The 18,223-nt window shown below is 69.7% G+C and carries 18 protein-coding genes and 1 tRNA gene; 9 read left to right on the top strand and 10 right to left on the bottom strand.

Going from position 1 to position 18,223, the window contains the following annotated elements:
* Positions 1 to 11: 11 nt before the first annotated feature.
* Complete coding sequence (gene sucC / locus MYK68_RS04200) at positions 12 to 1,175, bottom strand: ADP-forming succinate--CoA ligase subunit beta (protein WP_247866462.1); 1,164 nt, start codon at positions 1,173 to 1,175, stop codon at positions 12 to 14.
* A gap of 281 nt (positions 1,176 to 1,456) precedes the next feature.
* Here sucC and MYK68_RS04195 point away from each other — a divergent pair, with 281 nt between their 5' ends.
* Positions 1,457 to 2,470 carry a M23 family metallopeptidase gene (locus MYK68_RS04195; RefSeq protein ID WP_247866461.1) on the top strand — a complete coding sequence of 338 codons (1,014 nt, stop codon included), beginning with the start codon at positions 1,457 to 1,459 and terminating at the stop codon, positions 2,468 to 2,470.
* A gap of 60 nt (positions 2,471 to 2,530) precedes the next feature.
* Here MYK68_RS04195 and MYK68_RS04190 read toward each other — a convergent pair whose 3' ends face one another.
* Both MYK68_RS04190 and MYK68_RS04185 read right to left on the bottom strand, forming a co-directional pair.
* Positions 2,531 to 5,011, bottom strand: coding sequence for a UvrD-helicase domain-containing protein (locus tag MYK68_RS04190; protein ID WP_247866460.1), 2,481 nt, complete (start codon positions 5,009 to 5,011; stop codon positions 2,531 to 2,533).
* A gap of 61 nt (positions 5,012 to 5,072) precedes the next feature.
* A complete protein-coding gene (locus MYK68_RS04185; RefSeq protein ID WP_247866459.1) occupies positions 5,073 to 6,908 on the bottom strand; it encodes a hypothetical protein in 1,836 nt (611 codons plus the stop codon).
* A 26-nt stretch (positions 6,909 to 6,934) separates the two neighbouring features.
* On the opposite strand from MYK68_RS04185, the gene MYK68_RS04180 reads away from it, so the two are divergent.
* Positions 6,935 to 7,267 (top strand): chorismate mutase, encoded by a 333-nt coding sequence (locus MYK68_RS04180; RefSeq protein WP_247866458.1) that lies wholly within the window; start codon positions 6,935 to 6,937, stop codon positions 7,265 to 7,267.
* A gap of 103 nt (positions 7,268 to 7,370) precedes the next feature.
* Here the strand turns inward: MYK68_RS04180 and MYK68_RS04175 are convergent, their stop codons facing one another.
* The 3 genes from MYK68_RS04175 to MYK68_RS04165 all read right to left on the bottom strand — a co-directional run bounded on the left by MYK68_RS04175 (position 7,371) and on the right by MYK68_RS04165 (position 10,163).
* Positions 7,371 to 7,688 carry a DUF2853 family protein gene (locus MYK68_RS04175; protein ID WP_247866457.1) on the bottom strand — a complete coding sequence of 106 codons (318 nt, stop codon included), beginning with the start codon at positions 7,686 to 7,688 and terminating at the stop codon, positions 7,371 to 7,373.
* A 66-nt stretch (positions 7,689 to 7,754) separates the two neighbouring features.
* Positions 7,755 to 9,437, bottom strand: coding sequence for a glucose-6-phosphate isomerase (gene pgi / locus MYK68_RS04170; RefSeq protein WP_247866456.1), 1,683 nt, complete (start codon positions 9,435 to 9,437; stop codon positions 7,755 to 7,757).
* A 39-nt stretch (positions 9,438 to 9,476) separates the two neighbouring features.
* Positions 9,477 to 10,163 (bottom strand): SDR family oxidoreductase, encoded by a 687-nt coding sequence (locus MYK68_RS04165; RefSeq protein WP_247867917.1) that lies wholly within the window; start codon positions 10,161 to 10,163, stop codon positions 9,477 to 9,479.
* 196 nt (positions 10,164 to 10,359) lie between these two features.
* On the opposite strand from MYK68_RS04165, the gene MYK68_RS04160 reads away from it, so the two are divergent.
* Together MYK68_RS04160 and MYK68_RS04155 are read left to right on the top strand one after the other, a co-directional pair.
* Complete coding sequence (locus tag MYK68_RS04160) at positions 10,360 to 11,691, top strand: glycoside hydrolase family 183 protein (RefSeq protein ID WP_247866455.1); 1,332 nt, start codon at positions 10,360 to 10,362, stop codon at positions 11,689 to 11,691.
* Between the two features lie 96 nt (positions 11,692 to 11,787).
* A complete protein-coding gene (locus tag MYK68_RS04155) occupies positions 11,788 to 12,681 on the top strand; it encodes a DUF559 domain-containing protein (protein ID WP_247866454.1) in 894 nt (297 codons plus the stop codon).
* Between the two features lie 65 nt (positions 12,682 to 12,746).
* Here MYK68_RS04155 and MYK68_RS04150 read toward each other — a convergent pair whose 3' ends face one another.
* A complete protein-coding gene (locus tag MYK68_RS04150) occupies positions 12,747 to 13,607 on the bottom strand; it encodes a DNA-formamidopyrimidine glycosylase family protein (RefSeq protein ID WP_247866453.1) in 861 nt (286 codons plus the stop codon).
* Positions 13,608 to 13,654: 47 nt separating this feature from the next.
* Between MYK68_RS04150 and MYK68_RS04145 the strand changes: the two genes are divergently transcribed.
* The gene (locus MYK68_RS04145) at positions 13,655 to 14,404 is read left to right on the top strand and encodes a 3'(2'),5'-bisphosphate nucleotidase CysQ (protein ID WP_247866452.1); all 750 of its coding nucleotides are present in this window, start codon (positions 13,655 to 13,657) and stop codon (positions 14,402 to 14,404) included.
* Here the strand turns inward: MYK68_RS04145 and cobF are convergent.
* Genes cobF through MYK68_RS04130 form a run of 3 tightly spaced genes read right to left on the bottom strand, consistent with a single transcriptional unit; the run spans position 14,393 to position 16,484 of the window.
* On the bottom strand, positions 14,393 to 15,187 hold the full coding sequence (gene cobF / locus MYK68_RS04140; RefSeq protein ID WP_247866451.1) for a precorrin-6A synthase (deacetylating): 795 nt from the start codon (positions 15,185 to 15,187) through the stop codon (positions 14,393 to 14,395). The genes MYK68_RS04145 and cobF overlap by 12 nt on opposite strands.
* Positions 15,187 to 15,999 (bottom strand): SDR family oxidoreductase, encoded by an 813-nt coding sequence (locus MYK68_RS04135; protein ID WP_247866450.1) that lies wholly within the window; start codon positions 15,997 to 15,999, stop codon positions 15,187 to 15,189. The genes cobF and MYK68_RS04135 overlap by 1 nt, the downstream gene beginning before the upstream one ends.
* Positions 15,996 to 16,484: a sunset domain-containing protein gene (locus MYK68_RS04130; RefSeq protein WP_247866449.1), complete on the bottom strand. Its 489-nt coding sequence runs from the start codon at positions 16,482 to 16,484 to the stop codon at positions 15,996 to 15,998. Before MYK68_RS04130 ends, MYK68_RS04135 begins: the two co-directional genes overlap by 4 nt.
* Positions 16,485 to 16,695: 211 nt before the next feature.
* On the opposite strand from MYK68_RS04130, the gene MYK68_RS04125 reads away from it, so the two are divergent.
* The 4 genes from MYK68_RS04125 (at position 16,696) to MYK68_RS04115 (ending at position 17,647) form a co-directional block, all read left to right on the top strand.
* Positions 16,696 to 16,768 (top strand) — tRNA-Arg (locus MYK68_RS04125).
* A 152-nt stretch (positions 16,769 to 16,920) separates the two neighbouring features.
* Entirely contained in the window at positions 16,921 to 17,046 is a 126-nt protein-coding gene (locus MYK68_RS20755; protein ID WP_283255273.1) for a hypothetical protein, read from the top strand.
* A complete protein-coding gene (locus MYK68_RS04120) occupies positions 17,043 to 17,258 on the top strand; it encodes a hypothetical protein (protein ID WP_247866448.1) in 216 nt (71 codons plus the stop codon). The genes MYK68_RS20755 and MYK68_RS04120 overlap by 4 nt, the downstream gene beginning before the upstream one ends.
* Entirely contained in the window at positions 17,255 to 17,647 is a 393-nt protein-coding gene (locus MYK68_RS04115) for a hypothetical protein (RefSeq protein ID WP_247866447.1), read from the top strand. The genes MYK68_RS04120 and MYK68_RS04115 overlap by 4 nt, the downstream gene beginning before the upstream one ends.
* Positions 17,648 to 18,223: the final 576 nt, after the last annotated feature.

Below are 18,223 nucleotides of genomic sequence, written 5' to 3'. Positions count from 1 at the left end.
TCCCGGCCCCTTTACTTGTTCGCCAGTTCGGCGGCCTTGTCGGCGCCTTCGTCCATCGACTCGGCGAGGGTCACCAGCGGGTGGTTCGCCTCCGCCAGAATCTTCCGGCCCTCGTCGACTTTGTTGCCGTCCAGACGGACCACCAGCGGCTTGGTGGCGGTGTCGCCCAGCTGGTTCAGCGCGCCGACGATGCCGTTGGCGACCGCGTCACAGGCGGTGATGCCGCCGAAGACGTTCACGAACACGCTCTTGACCTGTGCGTCACCGAGGATGACGTCCAGGCCCGCGGCCATCACGTCGGCCGAGGCGCCGCCGCCGATGTCCAGGAAGTTGGCGGGCTTCACGCCGCCGTGCAGCTCACCGGCGTAGGCGACGACGTCGAGCGTCGACATGACCAGACCGGCACCGTTGCCGATGACACCGACCTCTCCGTCGAGCTTGACGTAGTTGAGGTCGTGCTGCTTGGCCTTGAGCTCCAGCGGATCGGTGGCCTCGACGTCGGCGAAGAGGGCGTGATCCGGGTGACGGAACTCGGCGTTGTCGTCCAGGGTGACCTTGCCGTCGAGGGCCAGGATCTCATCCTGGGGGGTGCGCACGAGCGGGTTGACCTCGACCAGCAGGGCGTCTTCTTCGACGAAGACCTCCCACAGCTTGGCGATGGTCACCGCGGCGGCGTCGAGGATCTCTTCCGGAAGATGTCCGGCCTTGGCGATCTCGCGCGCCTTGGCGACGTCGACACCGGCGACCGGGTCGATCGAGATGCGGGCCAGGCGATCGGGCTTGGTCGCGGCCACCTCCTCGATCTCCATGCCGCCCTCGACCGAGCACATGGCCAGGTAGTCACGGTTGGCGCGATCGAGCAGGAAGGAGATGTAGTACTCCTCCGCGATGTCCTTCGCCTCGGTGACGAGCAGCTTCTTGACGATGTGGCCCTTGATGTCGAGGCCGAGGATGTTCTGCGCGTGGGTGAGAGCTTCGTCCGCGGTAGCGGCGAACTTCACACCACCGGCCTTGCCACGGCCACCGGTCTTGACCTGGGCCTTGACCATCACGGCCTTGCCGATCTGCTCGGCGATCGCGCGCGCGTCGGCCGAAGCCTCGGCAACGGAGCCCGCGCTCGAAGGAACGCCGTGCTTCACGAACAGTTCCTTCGCCTGGTATTCGAATAGATCCATTCAGCTCACCATCTGAAGTGTGGGAAGTAGACCCACTCGGGTAACGCGGGCCACAAGAAATTCTAGACCCGCCGACCCCTACTCCCGAGTCGGGTCCGGCTCCGAGTGGAAAGAATCACTTACCTGCGGGTAGGAAGAAACCCGCCGGTGAGACACCGTTCGCTGTCCGTTCAGTCAGGAACGGGCGGTCGGCGGGTGGACTTAGCACCTGCCCACCGGTTACCGTTCATGGGGTTGATAACGAGATGGTTACAGCGAAAGGGCGGCTCGAGGTGACTGAAGTGACCGAACGTATCCGGCGAGACGCGGTGTCTGCCGCCGATCCCGCCGCCGTCGGTCCCATGACCCGCGACATCCCGCTCCCGCCGCGCAGCCTTCGGCTCGGCCTCGGTCCGGCACGATCGGGCGAGCCCGTCTCGCCGGTGTCCACGCCCGCCGAAACCACTCGTGCCGAGGTCCCGCTCGTCACCTCCGCCGTGCGCGGGTCCACCGCGATCACCGCCGCCGATCGTGCGCCCGCCGGCGAGCCCCAGCCGCAGGATCCGCCGGTCACGAAGCCCCCGGTCACCGGGAAGCGCGGCGCGCATCGGGCCGGACCGCCGAGTTCGCTGCGGGCCCGGACCGCGCTGATCGCCGTGGCCGCCGGTGCCGCGGCCGCGGCCGTCGCCGGTTCGAGCACCCACGAGACCACCGTCGCCGCCGATCCCGCACCGGCCGGCGACAGCGCTCCGGCCCCGGCTCTGGCCGCGAACACCTCCGACCTGAACGGCGGCGCCGTCCCGGCCGCCGCCGGAGCGGACATGACCGGCTACACCGATCAGCTGAAGATCGGCAAGCAGCTGTCCGCCGAGCAGGCCGCCCGGGAGAACGCCGCACGCAAGCCGCTGTACGATTCGCCGATCCCGCTCGGCCACTACGCCTTCACCTCCGGGTTCGCGATGCGCTGGGGCACCATGCACACCGGCCTCGACTTCGCCGCACCGCTGGGCACCCCGATCCACGCGGTCACCGACGGCACCATCGTCAAGGCCGGACCGGCGTCCGGGTTCGGCAACTGGATCTGGCTCAAGGCCGCCGACGGCACCATCACGATGTACGGCCACATGGCGTCGTCGGGCGTGCTGGTCAAGGAGGGCCAGAAGGTGACCGCGGGCGATGTGATCGCCCTGGTCGGCTCCGAGGGCTTCTCCACCGGCCCGCACCTGCACTTCGAGGTGTGGCAGCACGGTAAGAAGATCGACCCGGCACCCTGGCTCGCCGCGCACGGCATCCGCATGTCCGCCTACACCGGCTGAGCGACACCACTCCCATCACCGACCGGCATTTCCCGCCGCCCGCGGGTGTCCGGCGACCGGTTACAGCTTCTCACCGGGGAGACCGCCGAGGGTAAGCAGGGTCACCCGGCCGACGTTGCCGCCGAAATCGAAGGTGATCTGCTCGGTGGGACCCGCGCCGGTCTTGGCGACGGCCTTCCCCATCCCGTACTTCGGATGGTTGATCCGGTCGCCGATGTCGTAGTGCACCGACTTGTTGCGGCCGCGCGTGGGGTCCGATGAACGGTCCCTGAGCCCCGTCGAAGGGTACGACGCGCGTCCGCGCATCCCCGACGACGCACCACCGGCGGCTGAACCGTATCCGAACGGCCGGCCCGCGCCGGGGCGCGAGCCGCCGAAACCGCCGCGCTCACGGCGCGGTTCGGTCCGGCGCCAGTCGACCAGGTGCTGCGGGATCTCTTGCAGGAAGCGGGATTCCGGGTTCTCCACCGGCTGGCCCCAGGCCGCGCGCATGATGGCGCGCGAGACGTACAGGCGCTGCCGCGCGCGGGTGATGCCGACGTAGGCGAGGCGTCGTTCCTCGCTCAGCTCGGCACCGTCGCCCAACGCCCGCTGATGCGGGAACATGCCGTCTTCCCAGCCGGTGACGAACACGATCGGGAACTCCAGGCCCTTGGCGGTGTGCAGGGTCATCAGGGTCACCACACCCTCGTCCTGCTCCGGCACCTGGTCGGCGTCGGCCACCAGCGCCACCTTCTCCAGGAACGCGGCGAGGGATCCCGGCTCCGGTTCCCCTTCGGCGACGGCGGAGTCCTCGTCATCGGGCTCGTCCTCGTACTCGTCGTCGAGGTCGCGTTGCGCGGCTTCCAGGCTGAAGTCACGAGCGACGGCGACCAGTTCGTTCAGGTTGTCCAGGCGGGCGCCGTCCTGCGGGTCGTTGGAGGCCTCCAGCTCGGCGCGATAGCCGGTGCGGTCGACGATCGCCTCGACCAGGTCGCCGATGTCGGCTCCCTCCGCGGTCGCATCGGCGATCGCCGCGTCACCGTCGTCGTCGGACGCGAAGGCGAGCAGGAAGTCGCGCCGCAGCCCCTCGATCAGGTCGACGAAACCGCCGATCTGCTTCACCGCACGCGTGTTCAGCAGCGGCACCCGGTTCTCCTGCGCCTCCACCAGCGCCTGATAGAAGCTGATCCCGAGGTTCTCCGAGTGCACGGCGACGCAGGCCTCGGCACGGTCCCCGATGCCGCGGCGCGGGGTGTTGAGGATGCGGCGCAGGCTCACCGAGTCGTCGGGGTTGGCGACCACGCGCAGGTACGCGACGACGTCGCGCACCTCTTTACGCTCGTAGAAGCGGGTGCCGCCGACCACCTTGTACGGGATGCCGTGCCGGATGAACGACTCCTCGATGGGCCGCGAGCCGGTGTTGGTGCGGTAGAACACCGCGATGTCGGAGTACTTGGCCGAGCTCGATCCGCCGACGGAATAGTCGCACAGCTCGTCGATCTCCTTGGCGATGAACTGCGCCTCATCCCGATCGGAGTCGGCGACGTAGCCGACGATCAGCTCACCGTCGCCGGCGTCGGTCCACAGCTTCTTCTCCCGGCGGTTCGCGTTCCGCGCGATCACCGCGTTCGCGGCCGACAGGATCGTCTGCGTGGACCGGTAGTTCTGTTCCAGCAGCACCGTCTCCGCGTTCGGGTAGTCGCGCTCGAACTCCTCGATGTTGCGGATCGTCGCACCGCGGAAGGCGTAGATCGACTGATCGGAATCGCCGACGACGCACAGCTCCGACGGCGCCGTGACCCCCGAGTCGGCTTCGCCGACCAGTTCCCGCACGAACATGTACTGCGCGTGGTTGGTGTCCTGGTACTCGTCGACCAGGACGTGCCGGAACCGGCGCCGGTAGTACTCGGCCACCTCGGGATGCCGCTGCAGCAGGGCTACCGTCTCGCCGATCAGGTCGTCGAAGTCGAAGGCGTTGGCGTCGGCGAGCCGCCGCTGGTACTCGGCGTAGACGCGCGCGATGTCCTCGGCGGTCTGCCCCTGTTGCGGCCGGATGTCCGCGAGGGTGGCGGCCACCTCCTCCGGATCTTTCAGCTCGTTCTTGAAGTTGGAGATCACCGTCGACAGGCCGCGCGGGCTGTACTTCTTCGGGTCGAGTCCGAGATCGCGCACCACCATGCCGAGCAGCCGCCGCGAGTCGTCGGAGTCGTAGATGGAGAAGTTGGAGTTCCGGTTGCCCAGGAGCGACGCCTGCGCGCGGAGGATCCGCACGCAGGTGGAGTGGAAGGTCGACACCCACATGTAGTTGGCGCGCGGGCCGACCAGATCGATCACCCGCTCGCGCATCTCGGCGGCGGCCTTGTTGGTGAAGGTGATCGCCAGGATCTGCCCGGGCGTCACCCCGCGTTCGGCGAGCAGGTAGGCGATCCGGCGGGTGAGCACCGCCGTCTTTCCCGACCCGGCGCCGGCCACGATGAGCAGCGGCGAGCCGCTGTGCAGCACCGCCGCGCGCTGCTGGGGATTGAGGCCGTCGAGAAGCTGGTCAGAAGAGGATGTCATCGCCTGTCCAGGCTACCGGCGACCTCCGACACGACCGACCGTGGGAGGGCCGGCGAGCCGGTCACGGCGCGTACGCGGCGACGATCGGCTCGCCGACCCGCCCGGCGCCGGTGTGCAGGGCCAGGCCCGGCGTCAGCGGACGCACGACGAGCTCGTGCCCGCCGCCGGACAGCTGGAAGTAGACAGGGTGCAGCCCCGCGCGCACGGGCACGCGCAGCTCGTCGCCGTCGAGCCGGACGCCGATCTCGCCGTCGACGTCGGCGCAGTAGCTCAGCGCCACCGTCCACTTCCATTCGATCAGCGGACCTGACAGCGTCAGCCGGGTCGGACCGGTGAGCGCCGGCCTGGCGCACGTGCCGCCGCTCTCGGGTACCTCGCGCACCGGACTGACCCCGCCGGGCACCATCGCCCCGGCCTCGTCGAGGACCATCAGACGGTCGGTCACCGAGCCGAACCGCGGGCGGTCACGGACCCGCCCGAAGACCCGGCTGATCTGGTTGTTCGGGTAGGCCACCGGGGTGAGCACCTCCAGCGGCAGAGCCTGATCGAACATCACCAGGTCGCGGTGCTGCGCCAGGGACTTCTTGGCGGTCGCCAGATAGTCGCCGGTGGGATCGTCGCGCCACGACGCCGAGAACGACGCCGTACCGACCAGCGCCGACGCCACGACGGCCACCGCACCGACGGCCAGCGCCACCCGCGGGGCGCGGGAGGTCGCCGCGGCCCGCGGCGCGTGCGCACCCCGCGGCGGGGCCGAGGCCACCAGCGCGATGGCGATCGCGATCACCAGCGCGGTGTCGGGCAGGTAGCGCATGGTCTGCGCCAGCTCCAGCGCGGTGGCGGGACTGGACCGGTTCCACATCACCGGGATCTGCGCGCCGACCGCGTAGAGCGCCGCCGCGGCCCAGACCGCGAGACCGCCGCGCCGGGTCTGCCAGGTCCACACCACGACCGCGGCGAGCAGCACCCAGCCGGCCACGATCATCCAGACGGCGGGGAAACCCATCGGCGGCGACGGCAGCCACCGGTCCCAGTGCCACGGGCCGCCGACCAAGGACGGCACGATCGCGTCGTTCACGCTGCGCCAGACCAGTCGGCCCGTCTGCCCCAGCGAATGCGGACCGGCCGTCGCCGACGACACCGAGAGGTAGACGACGATCCAGACCGCGAAGACCCCGGTGAGGGCGAGCCAGAGCGGGCGTGCCCGGCGTGCGGTGACCGTCAGCGCGGAGTCGCGGTAGTCGCCGCCGCCGACGCCGGCCTCCCGGCCGGTCACCAGCACCGCCGCGACGAAGGCCACCGGCAGGATGAACAGCGACTTCTCGAAGAACAGCAGCGCCACCACGAAGGCCGCGATCGCACCCGCGGTGAGGACGCGGCGCCGTCGTTCGTCGACCGCCGGATCCCGGCGGACCAGCAGCACCGCGTTGGCGACGACGACCGCCATCGCGGCCTGCATGGGCAGCGAGTTCAGGCCGGCCGCCCACCAGGCGAAGGAACTCACCGTCATCGGGGAGAAGAGGTAGAACGCCAGCGCCACGATCGCGCCGAGTCGCGCGGTCGGCGCCAGCGTGCGGATCATCCGCCACACGGCGAGCGAGGCGAGCACCTGCAACACCACCAGCGTGGCGGCCGGCAGCCACCACTGCACGGGGGCCGCCACCGTGGTGATCCCGGCCAGCAGGAACGCACCGGGCATGAAGTGGCCGTCGTGATCGGCGCCGAGGTAGTCCCAGCTCAGGATCGGGTGGGCGGAGGCCTTCCCGATGAGGATCAGGTCGTCCCAGTAGAAGTTCCCCCGGGCCACCAGGATCCCGCGCACCACCGCCTGGGCGACGATCGCGACGGTGGCGATGATCCCGATCCGGGCCAGGCCCGCGGAGTGCTCGTCGGTCATGCCGTCCAGTGTGCCAAGCACCCGGCATGGCAAGATCGGTAGACGTGAGCGAGCAGGATCCGAAGCAGCAGATCGATCTGTCGGCGTACGACCTCGGCAGCGACGTGGCCGACCTCCCGGACGACATCGACGAACTGCGCGGCGAGATCGACCGGATGGATGCGATCATCCTGGCCGCGGTCCAGCGACGCTCGGCCGTGTCGAAGAAGATCGGCGCGGCGCGGATGGCGGCCGGCGGCCCGCGACTGGTGCACAGCCGCGAGGTGAAGGTGCTGGAGCGGTTCTCCGCGCTCGGACCGGAAGGTCACACGCTCGCGATGCTGCTGCTGCGTCTGGGACGCGGACCGCTCGGGCGGTAGCCCCGACTCCGCCCGATCATCGTGCGAGCGGAGCCGAGGACTTCGACCCTTCGACTTCGTGTCGTCGCAAGCTCCGACACGAGCTCAGGGACCGCAGGCCGACTCAGGCGAAGACGTCGAGCTTGCCGAACTTGGCGGCCAGCTTGTAGTAGACGGCCAGGCGCGGGTTGGCCTTGCCGTCCTTCATCTCGGCCAGGACCTCGGCGATGGCAGCGTCGAGAGTGGCGTCGTCCTCGGTGAGGCCGAGCTTGCCCTTCAGGAAGTTCTCGCGGACGGTCTTGAGCTCCTCGGGGTCGCTGGCCGAGACGAGCGCGGCGTCCCGGTTGCTCAGGGCCAGCCGGTAGACGGAGGCCATCTTGTCGACCACGTCGACATCGGCGTCCGGCACGTAGGCGAGAACGGTCTCACGGGCATCACTCATGGTTTCCTCCAGGTCATCGATGTTCCGACTCGCTCGACAGTACCGCGCACACCGCGATCCGGCCGGTTACGACGTGCGGCCCCGCTCGGCGCGGTACCAACGCACCATGGCGTCAGTGGACGAATCCGGCAAAGGCGGCGGCGAGGCCGGATCACTGAGCGCGGCGACCAGTTTGTTCGCGGCCTGCTTACCCAGTTCCACCCCCCACTGATCGAACGGATTGATCCCCCAGACCATCGCCTTCACGAACACCTGATGCTCGTAGAGGGCGATCAGCTGGCCGAGCACCGACGGGGTCAGCGCCGGGGCCAGGATCGACGTCGTCGGCCGGTTCCCGGGCATCACCTTGTGCGGCACCAGCCGCGGATCGACGCCCTCAGCGGCCACCTCGTCGGCGGTCTTCCCGAAAGCGAGGACCTCGGTCTGGGCGAAGAAGTTGCTCATCAGCAGGTCGTGCATGGAGCCGCCGTCGGCGGTGGGCAGGTCGTCCAGTGGTCGGGCGAAGCCGATGAAGTCGGCCGGGATCAGCCAGGTGCCCTGGTGCAGCAGCTGGTAGAAGGCGTGCTGCCCGTTGGTGCCCGGCTCACCCCAGACCACCGTCGAGGTGGGGCACGGAACCGGCTGCCCGTCCCGGGTGACCGACTTGCCGTTCGACTCCATCACCAGCTGTTGCAGGTAGGCCGGGAAGCGCGCGAGGTCGTTGGAGTACGGCAGCACCGCGTGTGACTGGGCATCCCAGAAATCGGAGTACCAGAGGCCGATCAGGGCGAGCAGGACCGGCGCGTTGGCCTCCAGCGGGGCCGTCGCGAAGTGGGTGTCCATCCGGTGGAAGCCGTCGAGCATGTCGGCGAAGTTCCCCGGCCCGACGGCGATCATCAGCGACAGTCCGATGGCCGAGTCCAGCGAGTAGCGCCCGCCCACCCAGTTCCAGAAGCCGAACATGTGGGCCGTGTCGATGCCGAAGGCGGCCACCTCGGCGTCGTTGGTGCTGACCGCGACGAAGTGCCGGGCGACGGCGGCGTCGTCGCCGGCGTAGTGGTCGAGCAGCCAGGTCCGGGCGGCGCGGGCGTTGGTCAGCGTCTCCAGGGTGGTGAAGGTCTTCGACGCGATGATGAAGAGCGTCGTCTCCGGGTCGAGCCCGGCGAGCGTGCCCGCCAGATCCGCCGGATCGATGTTGGAGACGTAGTGGCAGCGCAGGCCGGGCTTCCGGTAGTGCCGGAGCGCTTGGTAGGCCATCGCCGGCCCGAGGTCGGAACCACCGATGCCGATGTTGACGACGTCGGTGATGGCCTTCCCGGTGAAGCCGGTCCAGTCTCCGGAGCGAACCCGGTCGGCGAACTCGCCCATCGCGTCGAGCACCCGGTGCACATCACCGACCACGTCCTGGCCGTCGACGACCAGCGTGGCATCGTCGGGCAGCCGCAGCGCCGTGTGCAGCGCGGCGCGATCCTCGGAGGAGTTGAGGTGCTCACCGCGCAGCATGGCGTCGCGCAGGTCCGCGACGCGCGCGGTACGCGCGAGGTCGGCGAGCAGGGCCAGCGTCTCGCCGGTGACCAGGTTCTTCGAGTAGTCGATGCGCAGGTCTGCGGCGTCGACCGTCAGTCGTTCACCCCGGTCGGGATCGTCCGCGAACAGGCCGCGGAGGCCGGCGTCGAATCGTTTCCGATGCTCGGCGAGGGCACCCCAGGAGGATGTGGCGGTGATGTCGAGTCCGTCGTCGTTTCCGCGCTGCCCGGTGTCGCCGTTCATGGGTTCGACAGTAGTGACCCGCGGCGCGGACCGCAGGGTCTACACCAGCTTGGCGGACAGGGCGTCGGGGAGATAACGCAGCGCGGCGGCGATCGGCTTCCACGGCCACGCGGGCACCTCGGCACGGCGCGGCTCGGCCTCGATCGCGGCGACCATGGCCCGCACACCGGAGTCGGTGTCGGTCATCAGCTTGGTCTTGACCCCGCGGTTGATGTCGGTCTCGATGTAGCCCGGCAGGATCACGCTGACGGTGATCGGGCTCCCGGCCAGTTCGGCCTGCAACCCCTGGCCGAGCGCGGACACCCCGGCCTTCGACGCGGAGTACGCCGCCTGGGCCTTGGGCAGCCCGCGGACAGCGCTGATGGAGCTGACCAGGACCAGGTGGCCGTGGCCCTGCGCGCGGAAGATCTCCATCGCGGCCTCGGCCTGGGCGAGCGCGCCGATCAGGTTGGTCTGCACGGTCTCGATGTTGGCCGCCGCGTGGCCGGTGCCGATCGGGGAGCCCTTGCCGAGGCCGGCGTTCACGATCACCCGGTCGACGCCGCCGAGTTCGGTGGCCAGTTCGGTGAAGGCGCGCGGCACGTCGTCGACATCGGTGACGTCGAGGCGGGTCACCGCGATCTGCCCGGCCTGCGGCGCGAGCTCGTCGGCCAGTTCGGTGAGACGGTCGAGGCGGCGCGCGGCGAGGCCGAGAGCACGGCCGCGGCGGGCGAACTCGCGGGCCATGCCCTCGCCGAGTCCGGAGCTGGCGCCGGTGATGAGGATTCGCTGACGGGTCACGGGAGACGAATCTACCCGGACCGTCCCGCGGGCGATCGTTACCGGATCGTGACGGACACCGGGGACCTCCGGGACGGACATTCACGCCAAAACCTCTACTGTCACTTTCATCACATCCGTCACAGGTTTCCTGGGGGAACGCATGGCCGTCCTATCTCGCACCGCGATCCGTCTCGTCCTGGGAACCGCGATCGCCGCGGCCGCGACCCTCACCACCGTCGCGGCGCCACCCGCGACGGCCGCCCCGTGCGGGGACAGCTCGTCGACCGGATCGAGCGGCAACAGTTCCCTCGGCGGCAACAGTTCCCTCGGCGGCAACAGCTCACTGGGCGGCAACGGTTCCCTCGGCGGCGGCGCCGACCCGGTCGAGCCCGGCTCCGGACCGCAGGGCGCACTCCCCACCTGGAAGGACTCGACCTCACGGATCGTCTCGTGGGTCACCGGCCCGAAGAGCCCCAACACCACCCTGAACCGCTTCACCATCTCCGGCACCGACCTCGGCGTCGCCTGGGACAACGGGCAGGGGCAGACGCTGATGGCTTTCGGCGACACCTTCGGCTGGTGCAACGTCACCGGCCATCAGTGGCGCAACAACGTGCTGACCCGCACCGACGACGACAACCTGGCCGACGGCCTCACCATCGAGCCGGGAAAGCCCGGGGACACCGCGTCCGGGGCGGTGGTGATCGCGCCGAACGACAACTACGCGACGGAGATGATCCGCGCCATCGGGCAGGACTTCGTCGAGGTCACCACCATCCCGACCGCCGGCATCAGCCTCGGCGGCAAGCAGTACGTCAACTTCATGTCGGTGCGGCACTGGGGCGACGCCGGGGTCTGGGACACCAACTTCTCGGCGATCGCCGTCTCCTCGGACAACGGCCAGACGTGGGCCGCCGACACCTCCACCATCAGGGTGAACGCCCCGGTCACCCTGGCGCTGCCGCAGGATGCACCGACGGTGAACGTGAACAACAGCCGCTTCCAGCAGAGCGGCTACGTGCGCGGGCACGGCGACGACCCGTACGTCTACCAGGTCGGCACGCCGAACGGCCGCTTCGGCCGCGCCTATCTCGCCCGGTTCCACCCCGGCGACATCCTGAATCTCGCGGCCTACGAGTACTGGACGGGCACCGCCTGGACGTCCGACCTGGGCGCGCTCAGCGACGACTCGGCGATCGTGAAAGACCAGGTCACCGAGCTGTCCGTGGCCTGGTGCGAGTATCTCGGCAAGTACGTGATGATCGACGGCGACAACGGGATCCGGATCCGCACCGCCACCGCGATCCAGGGCCCGTGGAGCGCCCCGAAGACGCTGGTCCCGGCGGGGGCCGTGGTCCTGTACGGCCCGATGATGCTGCCGCACTCCCCCGCGCTGACCAGCACGACCGACAACCGGCTGTACTTCAACGGCTCCCGCTGGAGCGACTACAACGTGATGCTGGTCGAGTCCAAGCTCAACAAGAACTGGTAGGTCGCGAGACCGTCGTATCTGTTGGTCGCCGACCAACAGATACGACAGTCTCGATCACGACGGAACCGGCATCACCGTCTGCTGCGTCTAAGTGTCATGGACGAATCGGCGGATCTGGCGAGTATCTTCGCCGCCCAGGACGGACTGATCACCACCGCACAGGCCAAGTCGTGCGATCTGACGGCGAGCGACGTCCACGGACGACGCACACGACGGGAATGGCTGCCGGTCGCGCCGGGGGTGTGGCGACTCGCGGCCTTCCCGTACACCGAGCGAGCGATGGTCCGGGCCGCCGCCCTGGTTCACCGCGGCGTCCTGGACAGGACCACGGCAGCATGGTGGCACGGACTTCTCCCCGACCTGCCGCAGCCGCTGACCCTCTCGGTGCGGTCCGCCGTTCCCGAGAGCCGCTGGACGGGGTGCCCGATCGACATCGTCCGGCGGACCTTCTGCGCCGAGGACCTCGCGGTAGTCGACGGCGTGTCGGTCACCGGGCTCGCGCTGAGCATCCTGGGCGCCGTCGCCTCGGCCGACGATCCCTCGCACTTCCTCGACCAGCTACTCCAGACGAGCGTGGTGACTCTCAAAGACTTGGAGAAGGCCCTGCTGCGGAATCCGCGTATGCGGGGCATGTCGCTCGCGCGCGAGCTCGTCGCCGTGCTCGACGCCGACACCCAGTCGAAGGCCGAAGAGGTGTTCCGGCGACTGGTGAAGGCCGAAGGACTCGACGGCTGCGTTCAGCAGTATCCGTTCCAGGGCTGGGCCGTGGATTTCGCCTGGCCCGGGCTGAAGGTTGCCGTCGAGATCGACGGGTGGGCCTACCATCGCGACCACAAGTCGTTCCTTCGGGACATGCGCAAACGCAACGCGCTCGCGCGCGCCGGGTGGGTGACACTCTCGTTCAGCTGGCATGACCTGACCGGCGACCCGGCGGGCTGCATGGAACTGGTGATCGGCCTGCTACGCGAGAGGATGCTCCTCGCCGGATGACCGCGCCGCGACACTGTCGTATCCGTTGGTCGGCGACCAACGGATACGACAGTGTCGGGACACCGCTACTTGAGCAGCCGGGACATGCGGCGGTCGGCGAGGACCTTGCCGCCGGTCTGGCACGTGGCGCAGTACTGGAACGACCGGTCCGTGTACGACACCTCGCGGACGATGTCGCCGCAGTGCGGGCAGGGCAGCCCGGTCCGCGCGTGCACTTTCAGGCCGGTGCGCTTCTCGGCCTTGAGCCGGGCCGCACCCTGTCCTTCCAGACGCGCGGTCGCGTCCAGCAGGGTGGCGCGCATGGCGTCGTACAGCGCGGTCACGGCATCGCCGGTCAGCGACTTCGCGGTGGCGAAAGGGGAGAGCCGCGCGGCGTGCAGGATCTCATCGGAGTAGGCGTTGCCGATCCCGCACAGGGTGCGCTGGTCGGTCAGGACCGTTTTGATCCGGCGGCCGTCGCCGGCCAGGAGCGCGGCGAAATCGTCGCGCGACAAGGCGAGCGCGTCGGGCCCGAGGGTCGCGATGCGCGGGGCGTCGTGCGGGTCGCGGACCACCCAGGCGGCGAGTCGTTTCTGGGTACCGGCCTCGGTGACGTCGAACCCCTCCCCCGGCAGTCCGCAGTGCACGCGCAGCGCGATCGGCCCCTTGCCGCCGGGCCGCGGCGGTGCGGGCGCGAGGTTCTCGCTCCAGCGGATCCAGCCCGCCCTGGACAGGTGGATCACCAGGTAGATCCCGTCGGCGTCGATGACCAGATATTTGCCGATGCGCCCGACCGAGGTGACGACCCGCCCGGCGAGTTCGGTGTACGGCGGCTCGGCGGTCTTGAGCACGGACAGCGAGGCCACGTCGATCCGGCGGATCGGGAAGCCCGCGGCCCGGTCGTCGAGGAATGCGGCCAGGGCGGCGACTTCGGGGAGTTCGGGCATGCCTCCAGTGTGCGCGAGGCCGCGCGCCGATGTGCTTGGGTAGAGGAATGACCCGCCCCTCCTCGCGCCACACCGACGCCGAACTCGCCGCGGTGATCGCCGAGGGCGCGGGCCAGTTGCTCCTCGGGGTGGGGCACGGCGGGCTGCTCGATCGCCGGGAGCTGGGCGACGTCGGCGATGCGCTCGCCCAGGCCTGGATCTCGCGGGTGCTGACACGGCAACGGCCGCGCGACGCCGTGCTGTCCGAGGAGGCCGACGACGACCTCGCGCGCCTGGGCGCCGAACGCGTCTGGATCATCGACCCGCTCGACGGCACCTCCGAGTTCTCCCGCGGCACCACGCACTGGGCCGTGCACGTCGCGCTGACCGTCGACGGCCGCCCGGTGGCCGCGGCGGTGTCGTTGCCCGCCCAGGGCGAGGTGTACCGCTCCGACGAGGTGCCGCCCGCCGACGGACCGCTCACCGGGCGCATCGCGGTGTCCCGCTACGGGCACTCCTATCCCAGCGCGACGGTCGCCGATCGGCTCGGCCTGGACGCGGTGCACATCGGTTCGGCGGGCGCCAAGGCGATGGCCGTGGTGCGCGGCGACGTCGACGCGTATGTCCACGCCGGAGGCCAGTTCGAGTGGGACAACTGCGCGCCGGTCGGGGTCGCCGAGGCCGCCGGTCTGCACTGTTCGCGGCTGAGCGGCGCCCCGATCGTCTACAACAATCCGCAGCCGTACATGCCGGACTTCGTCATCTGCCGGCGGGAGATCGCCGACGACCTGCTGGAAGCGCTGCGCTCACCCTGGTGAACCGTCGCCGGTGCCCCCCGCGCGACGCAGCAGGTAGACGTCCATCACCCAGCCGGTCCGCTCGCGGAGCCGGGCGCGCTCGCGCTCGATGTCGGCGGCGACGTCGCCGACCCGCCCGCTGCGCAGCACCTGCTCGGGGGTGCCGAGATTCGCTCCCCAGTAGACGTGGTCGTCGGGGGCGGCAGCGCTCGTGAAGGCGAGGTGGGAATCGAGCATGACGATCCGGTTGGGGCCGTCGTCCTCGCCGAGCCGTCGCCCGGTGGTGATGACGACCGGCTCCCCGATGTCGTGCGCGACGATGCCGTGCGCGGCGGTCAGCGCGGACGCGCTGGTGACCCCGGGGATCGCCTCGACTTCGATGTCCAGTCCGGCGCGCCCGGTGAGCTGGTCGGTGAGCCGGAGCGTCGAGTCGTACAGGGCGGGATCTCCCCAGACCAGGAAGGCGCCAGACTCACCCGGGCTCAACGAACCGGTGATCGCCGCCGCGAGGGCGTCGACACGGGCGGTGTGCCAGCGCCGTACCTCGGCGGCGTAGTCGGCGGGCTCCCGGTCGCGCGGCGGGTCGTGCACGACGACGACGCGGTGGCCGTCGCGGGCGTACCGGTCGAGGAAGTCCTGGCGCACGGCGGTGAGCTGCGCGACGCGGGATCCCTTGTCCAGCAGGAAGAACACGTCGGTGGCGGCGATCGCGTCGATCGCTTCGAGGGTGATCTGCCGCGGGCCGCCGGGGCCGATCCCGATCACCCGCAGGGTGATCGCGGGATTCGCCGTGCCGGAAGGCATCAGGGGCGAACCTTGGCGAGGCCGTGGATCTTCGAGCTCAGGTCGAGCACCATCTGGCGCGGCGCCAGGCGGCGGAGGAAGAAGACGACCGGCGCGCGGTTCCCGCGGGCGTAGAAGGGCTTCGGATGCGCGGAGAGGGCGGCGGACACGATCTGCTCGGCCATGTCCTCGGCGCTGATGCCCTGCGTCTCGTTCCGCGCGGTGGTGGCCTTCACGATCTCGAACTCCTCGCGGTACGGGGAGTCGTCGGCGATGTGCAGGGTGCGGCGGGTGCCGATGCCGGTGGCGATGGTGCCCGGCTCCACCGAGATCACCCGGATGCCGTAGGGCGCCACCTCGCGGCGCAGCGAGAAGGCGTACGCCTTGATCGCGGACTTGGTGGCGGCGTAGGTGGAGCGGAAGGCGATCGGAAAGCTCGACAGCATGGAGCCGACCATCACGACGGTGCCGCGGCGTCGTGCCCGCATGCCGGGCAGGACGGCCTTGGTGAGGGCGAGCGGCCCGAAGACGTTGACGGCGAAGAGCCGCTCGATCTCGTCCATCGGGGTGTCCTCGAACGCGCCGGCGTGGCTCTCGCCGGCGTTGTTGATCAGGATGTCGACCTCGCCGACCTCGTCCGCGCAGGTCTGGGCGGTAGCGAAGTCGGCGTTGTCGAGGCGGACGTAGATGACGCCGGGGATCGGGTCGCTCACCGTATCCGGGTTGCGGGTGGTGCCGTAGACGCGCAGGCCCTGGGCGGCGAATTGTCGTGCCACCTCGGCGCCGATGCCGCTGGTGGCGCCGGTGACCAGGACGGTCCGGGGCGCGGTCATCGGGTCGCCGCTTCCTCGGGGTCGCTTCCGGCCCGCCGGAACCCGCCGGCCCGCGCGGCGGCCTCGCTGGCGAACCACACGGCGGCGATCACCTCGCCGAACCACGGATCCTCCGGCAGGTGGTAGAGGCCGGTGTCGGCGTCGCCCTTGATCGGGTAGCCGTCCGGCGCGCGCTGAGCGTCGGCGACGAGCGGCGCGTGCCCGCCGATCGGGATCGGCACCCGGTCGCCGGCCGCGTCGAGGTACGACCCGACGCCGTCACCGGTCGCCGTACGACGCGGCTGCGGCGCGGCGGCGGGCACGTCGACCTCGGCGGGCGCGGGCACCGGCGCGGGCGGCGGCGTCGCGGGGCCGCTCGACAGGTCGATGCGCGGCACGTCGTCGCCGTCCGGACGCCCCGCATGCACCACGTGCTCCTTGACGCGGCCGCGGCGCGAGTACGCCCACCCGCCCCAGATCACCGGGATGAGGAGAAGGAGGAGCAACCACCACCACATCGTCGTACCCGCCTGTCTTCGCTCGTCTGCCGCTTTCCTCCGGCATTGCCGGAGTCCTTACGAAGCAAGGTACCGGGTCGTTCGCCGCAACCGGCGCACCACCGGGCACGCCCCGCCCGTCCCGTACCCGCTGACGTACACTTCCACACGCGGACCGTCGACCCCACGAGCACGGTCCGCACCGGCCGGAGACGGTCGCGCTCTCGTAGCTCAGGGGATAGAGCACCGCTCTCCTAAAGCGGGTGTCGCAGGTTCGAATCCTGCCGGGAGCACTTAGATCAGTGCAGGTCAGATATGTTTTCTGGCTTTCACTGACGCTTACGTGCCAGATACGTGCCTCTTGGTACTCGTCCGAACAAAGATCGGCCCCGCTCAGCGCGGTAACGCTGAATCGGGGCCTCGGACACACCGGAGGTCAAGTCCGATGCACCGTTCCACGATTCTATCTACGGCCCTGATCGGGGTCGGCACGCTCGCCGTCTATGGCGCGTTCCTGCTGCTCGCTCACCTGGTGTTCGCGCTCGGCTGGTACGCCGGGGCACCGTCATGAGCACCACGATGTTGACCGTCCACCACGCCGCGCCATCCCGGAAGGGCAGCAGGCAGTTCACGTACGGGCTCACACCTGAGGCCGCAGTCGACCAGTTGGTTAGCGATCGGTTCCCTGGTGCGCTCGTCACATTCAGCGCCCACGGCACCGTCGCCTACCTGTGGCGCGACGACCGGTTCCTCGCCGACGTCGAGATCGAGGTGATCTCGTGAGCGGAGAAACCGTGAGCTACTACGGCTGGTGCGCCACGTACTGCGATCAGGCACTCGACGGCGAGATACCGGTGCACGGCGCCGATCCTGCCGTACATGGCCGCTGGTGCCGATCGATCTCGGTTGGTGCGGACGGTATCGCGCCAGACGGTCAGCCGCGCACGGTCTACGTCGAGGCCAACTCCGAGTACATCAACGGGGAGATGCCCGCCGATCGGGTGCCGCTCCACAACAAGCTGAAGAACGTCGTCGGCCTCTACCTTCACGGGTCCGATGATCCCGACATCGCGCTCACGCCGGGCGAGGCCCGTCAGCTCGCGGCCGCGCTGGTGTACTTCGCCGACGTCGCCAGCAGGATCGACCAGCCCGCACCACGTCTGCCTCGCTGATCGACCAGCCCTGACGGTCACCTGCATGGTCGTTTTCCCCATGCAGGTCGCGGGTTCGATTCCCGCGGGGGCACGCACGCAACCGTTCCGACCGCGTTGCCGTCGCTATTGCCGAGTCCGACGTAAACCGACCGGCGACCAGTAGCCCAGTCTCTGCCTGGTCCAGAGCCACCCGAGCAGCGCGCGCGGAGGGTGCCACAGTCTCGCCTTGCCGGTCACCGGTGAGGCTATGAGTCGTGGTCTGACGCGGTAATGAGCTTGGTCCGTGGGTCGATTCCGGCGATGGGGCAACGACACCGGCACCCTTGGGTTCGATTGCCTGGATGTGAACGTAGACCGGGCGTGCCGTGCCAATCAGTCCAGCTCGGGAAGTGCCCGGCCCGTGCGCAGCGGAGAACAGCGAAGATCTTCGTTTATCTGCGACGGCTAAGGCGTCCGGCCCGCGCACAGCGGAGAGCACCGACGACGATTTTGAATCTTTCAAAATCTCTCCGTCCGGCCCACGCGCAGCGGAGAGCACGGGCCAGCATTGGGCCTGCACCGCTGTAACACCGGTCCGGCCCGCGCACAGCGGAG

The sequence above is a fragment of the Gordonia sp. PP30 genome (assembly GCF_023100845.1).
Lineage (GTDB): Bacteria > Actinomycetota > Actinomycetes > Mycobacteriales > Mycobacteriaceae > Gordonia.
Note: the sequence above shows the minus strand (reverse complement) of the source record. Positions and strands in the feature narration are given on the sequence as shown.

Excerpts from the sequence above, each read along its gene's own strand:
- sucC (WP_247866462.1), bottom strand. The coding sequence starts at position 1,175 with ATGGATCTATTCGAATACCAGGCGAAGGAACTGTTCGTGAAGCACGGC.
- MYK68_RS04190 (WP_247866460.1), bottom strand. The coding sequence starts at position 5,011 with ATGACATCCTCTTCTGACCAGCTTCTCGACGGCCTCAATCCCCAGCAG.
- MYK68_RS04185 (WP_247866459.1), bottom strand. The coding sequence starts at position 6,908 with ATGACCGACGAGCACTCCGCGGGCCTGGCCCGGATCGGGATCATCGCC.
- MYK68_RS04180 (WP_247866458.1), top strand. The coding sequence starts at position 6,935 with ATGGCAAGATCGGTAGACGTGAGCGAGCAGGATCCGAAGCAGCAGATC.
- MYK68_RS04175 (WP_247866457.1), bottom strand. The coding sequence starts at position 7,688 with ATGAGTGATGCCCGTGAGACCGTTCTCGCCTACGTGCCGGACGCCGAT.
- pgi (WP_247866456.1), bottom strand. The coding sequence starts at position 9,437 with ATGAACGGCGACACCGGGCAGCGCGGAAACGACGACGGACTCGACATC.
- MYK68_RS04165 (WP_247867917.1), bottom strand. The coding sequence starts at position 10,163 with ATGGCCCGCGAGTTCGCCCGCCGCGGCCGTGCTCTCGGCCTCGCCGCG.
- MYK68_RS04160 (WP_247866455.1), top strand. The coding sequence starts at position 10,360 with ATGGCCGTCCTATCTCGCACCGCGATCCGTCTCGTCCTGGGAACCGCG.
- MYK68_RS04155 (WP_247866454.1), top strand. The coding sequence starts at position 11,788 with ATGGACGAATCGGCGGATCTGGCGAGTATCTTCGCCGCCCAGGACGGA.
- MYK68_RS04150 (WP_247866453.1), bottom strand. The coding sequence starts at position 13,607 with ATGCCCGAACTCCCCGAAGTCGCCGCCCTGGCCGCATTCCTCGACGAC.
- MYK68_RS04145 (WP_247866452.1), top strand. The coding sequence starts at position 13,655 with ATGACCCGCCCCTCCTCGCGCCACACCGACGCCGAACTCGCCGCGGTG.
- cobF (WP_247866451.1), bottom strand. The coding sequence starts at position 15,187 with ATGCCTTCCGGCACGGCGAATCCCGCGATCACCCTGCGGGTGATCGGG.
- MYK68_RS04135 (WP_247866450.1), bottom strand. The coding sequence starts at position 15,999 with ATGACCGCGCCCCGGACCGTCCTGGTCACCGGCGCCACCAGCGGCATC.
- MYK68_RS20755 (WP_283255273.1), top strand. The coding sequence starts at position 16,921 with ATGCACCGTTCCACGATTCTATCTACGGCCCTGATCGGGGTCGGCACG.
- MYK68_RS04120 (WP_247866448.1), top strand. The coding sequence starts at position 17,043 with ATGAGCACCACGATGTTGACCGTCCACCACGCCGCGCCATCCCGGAAG.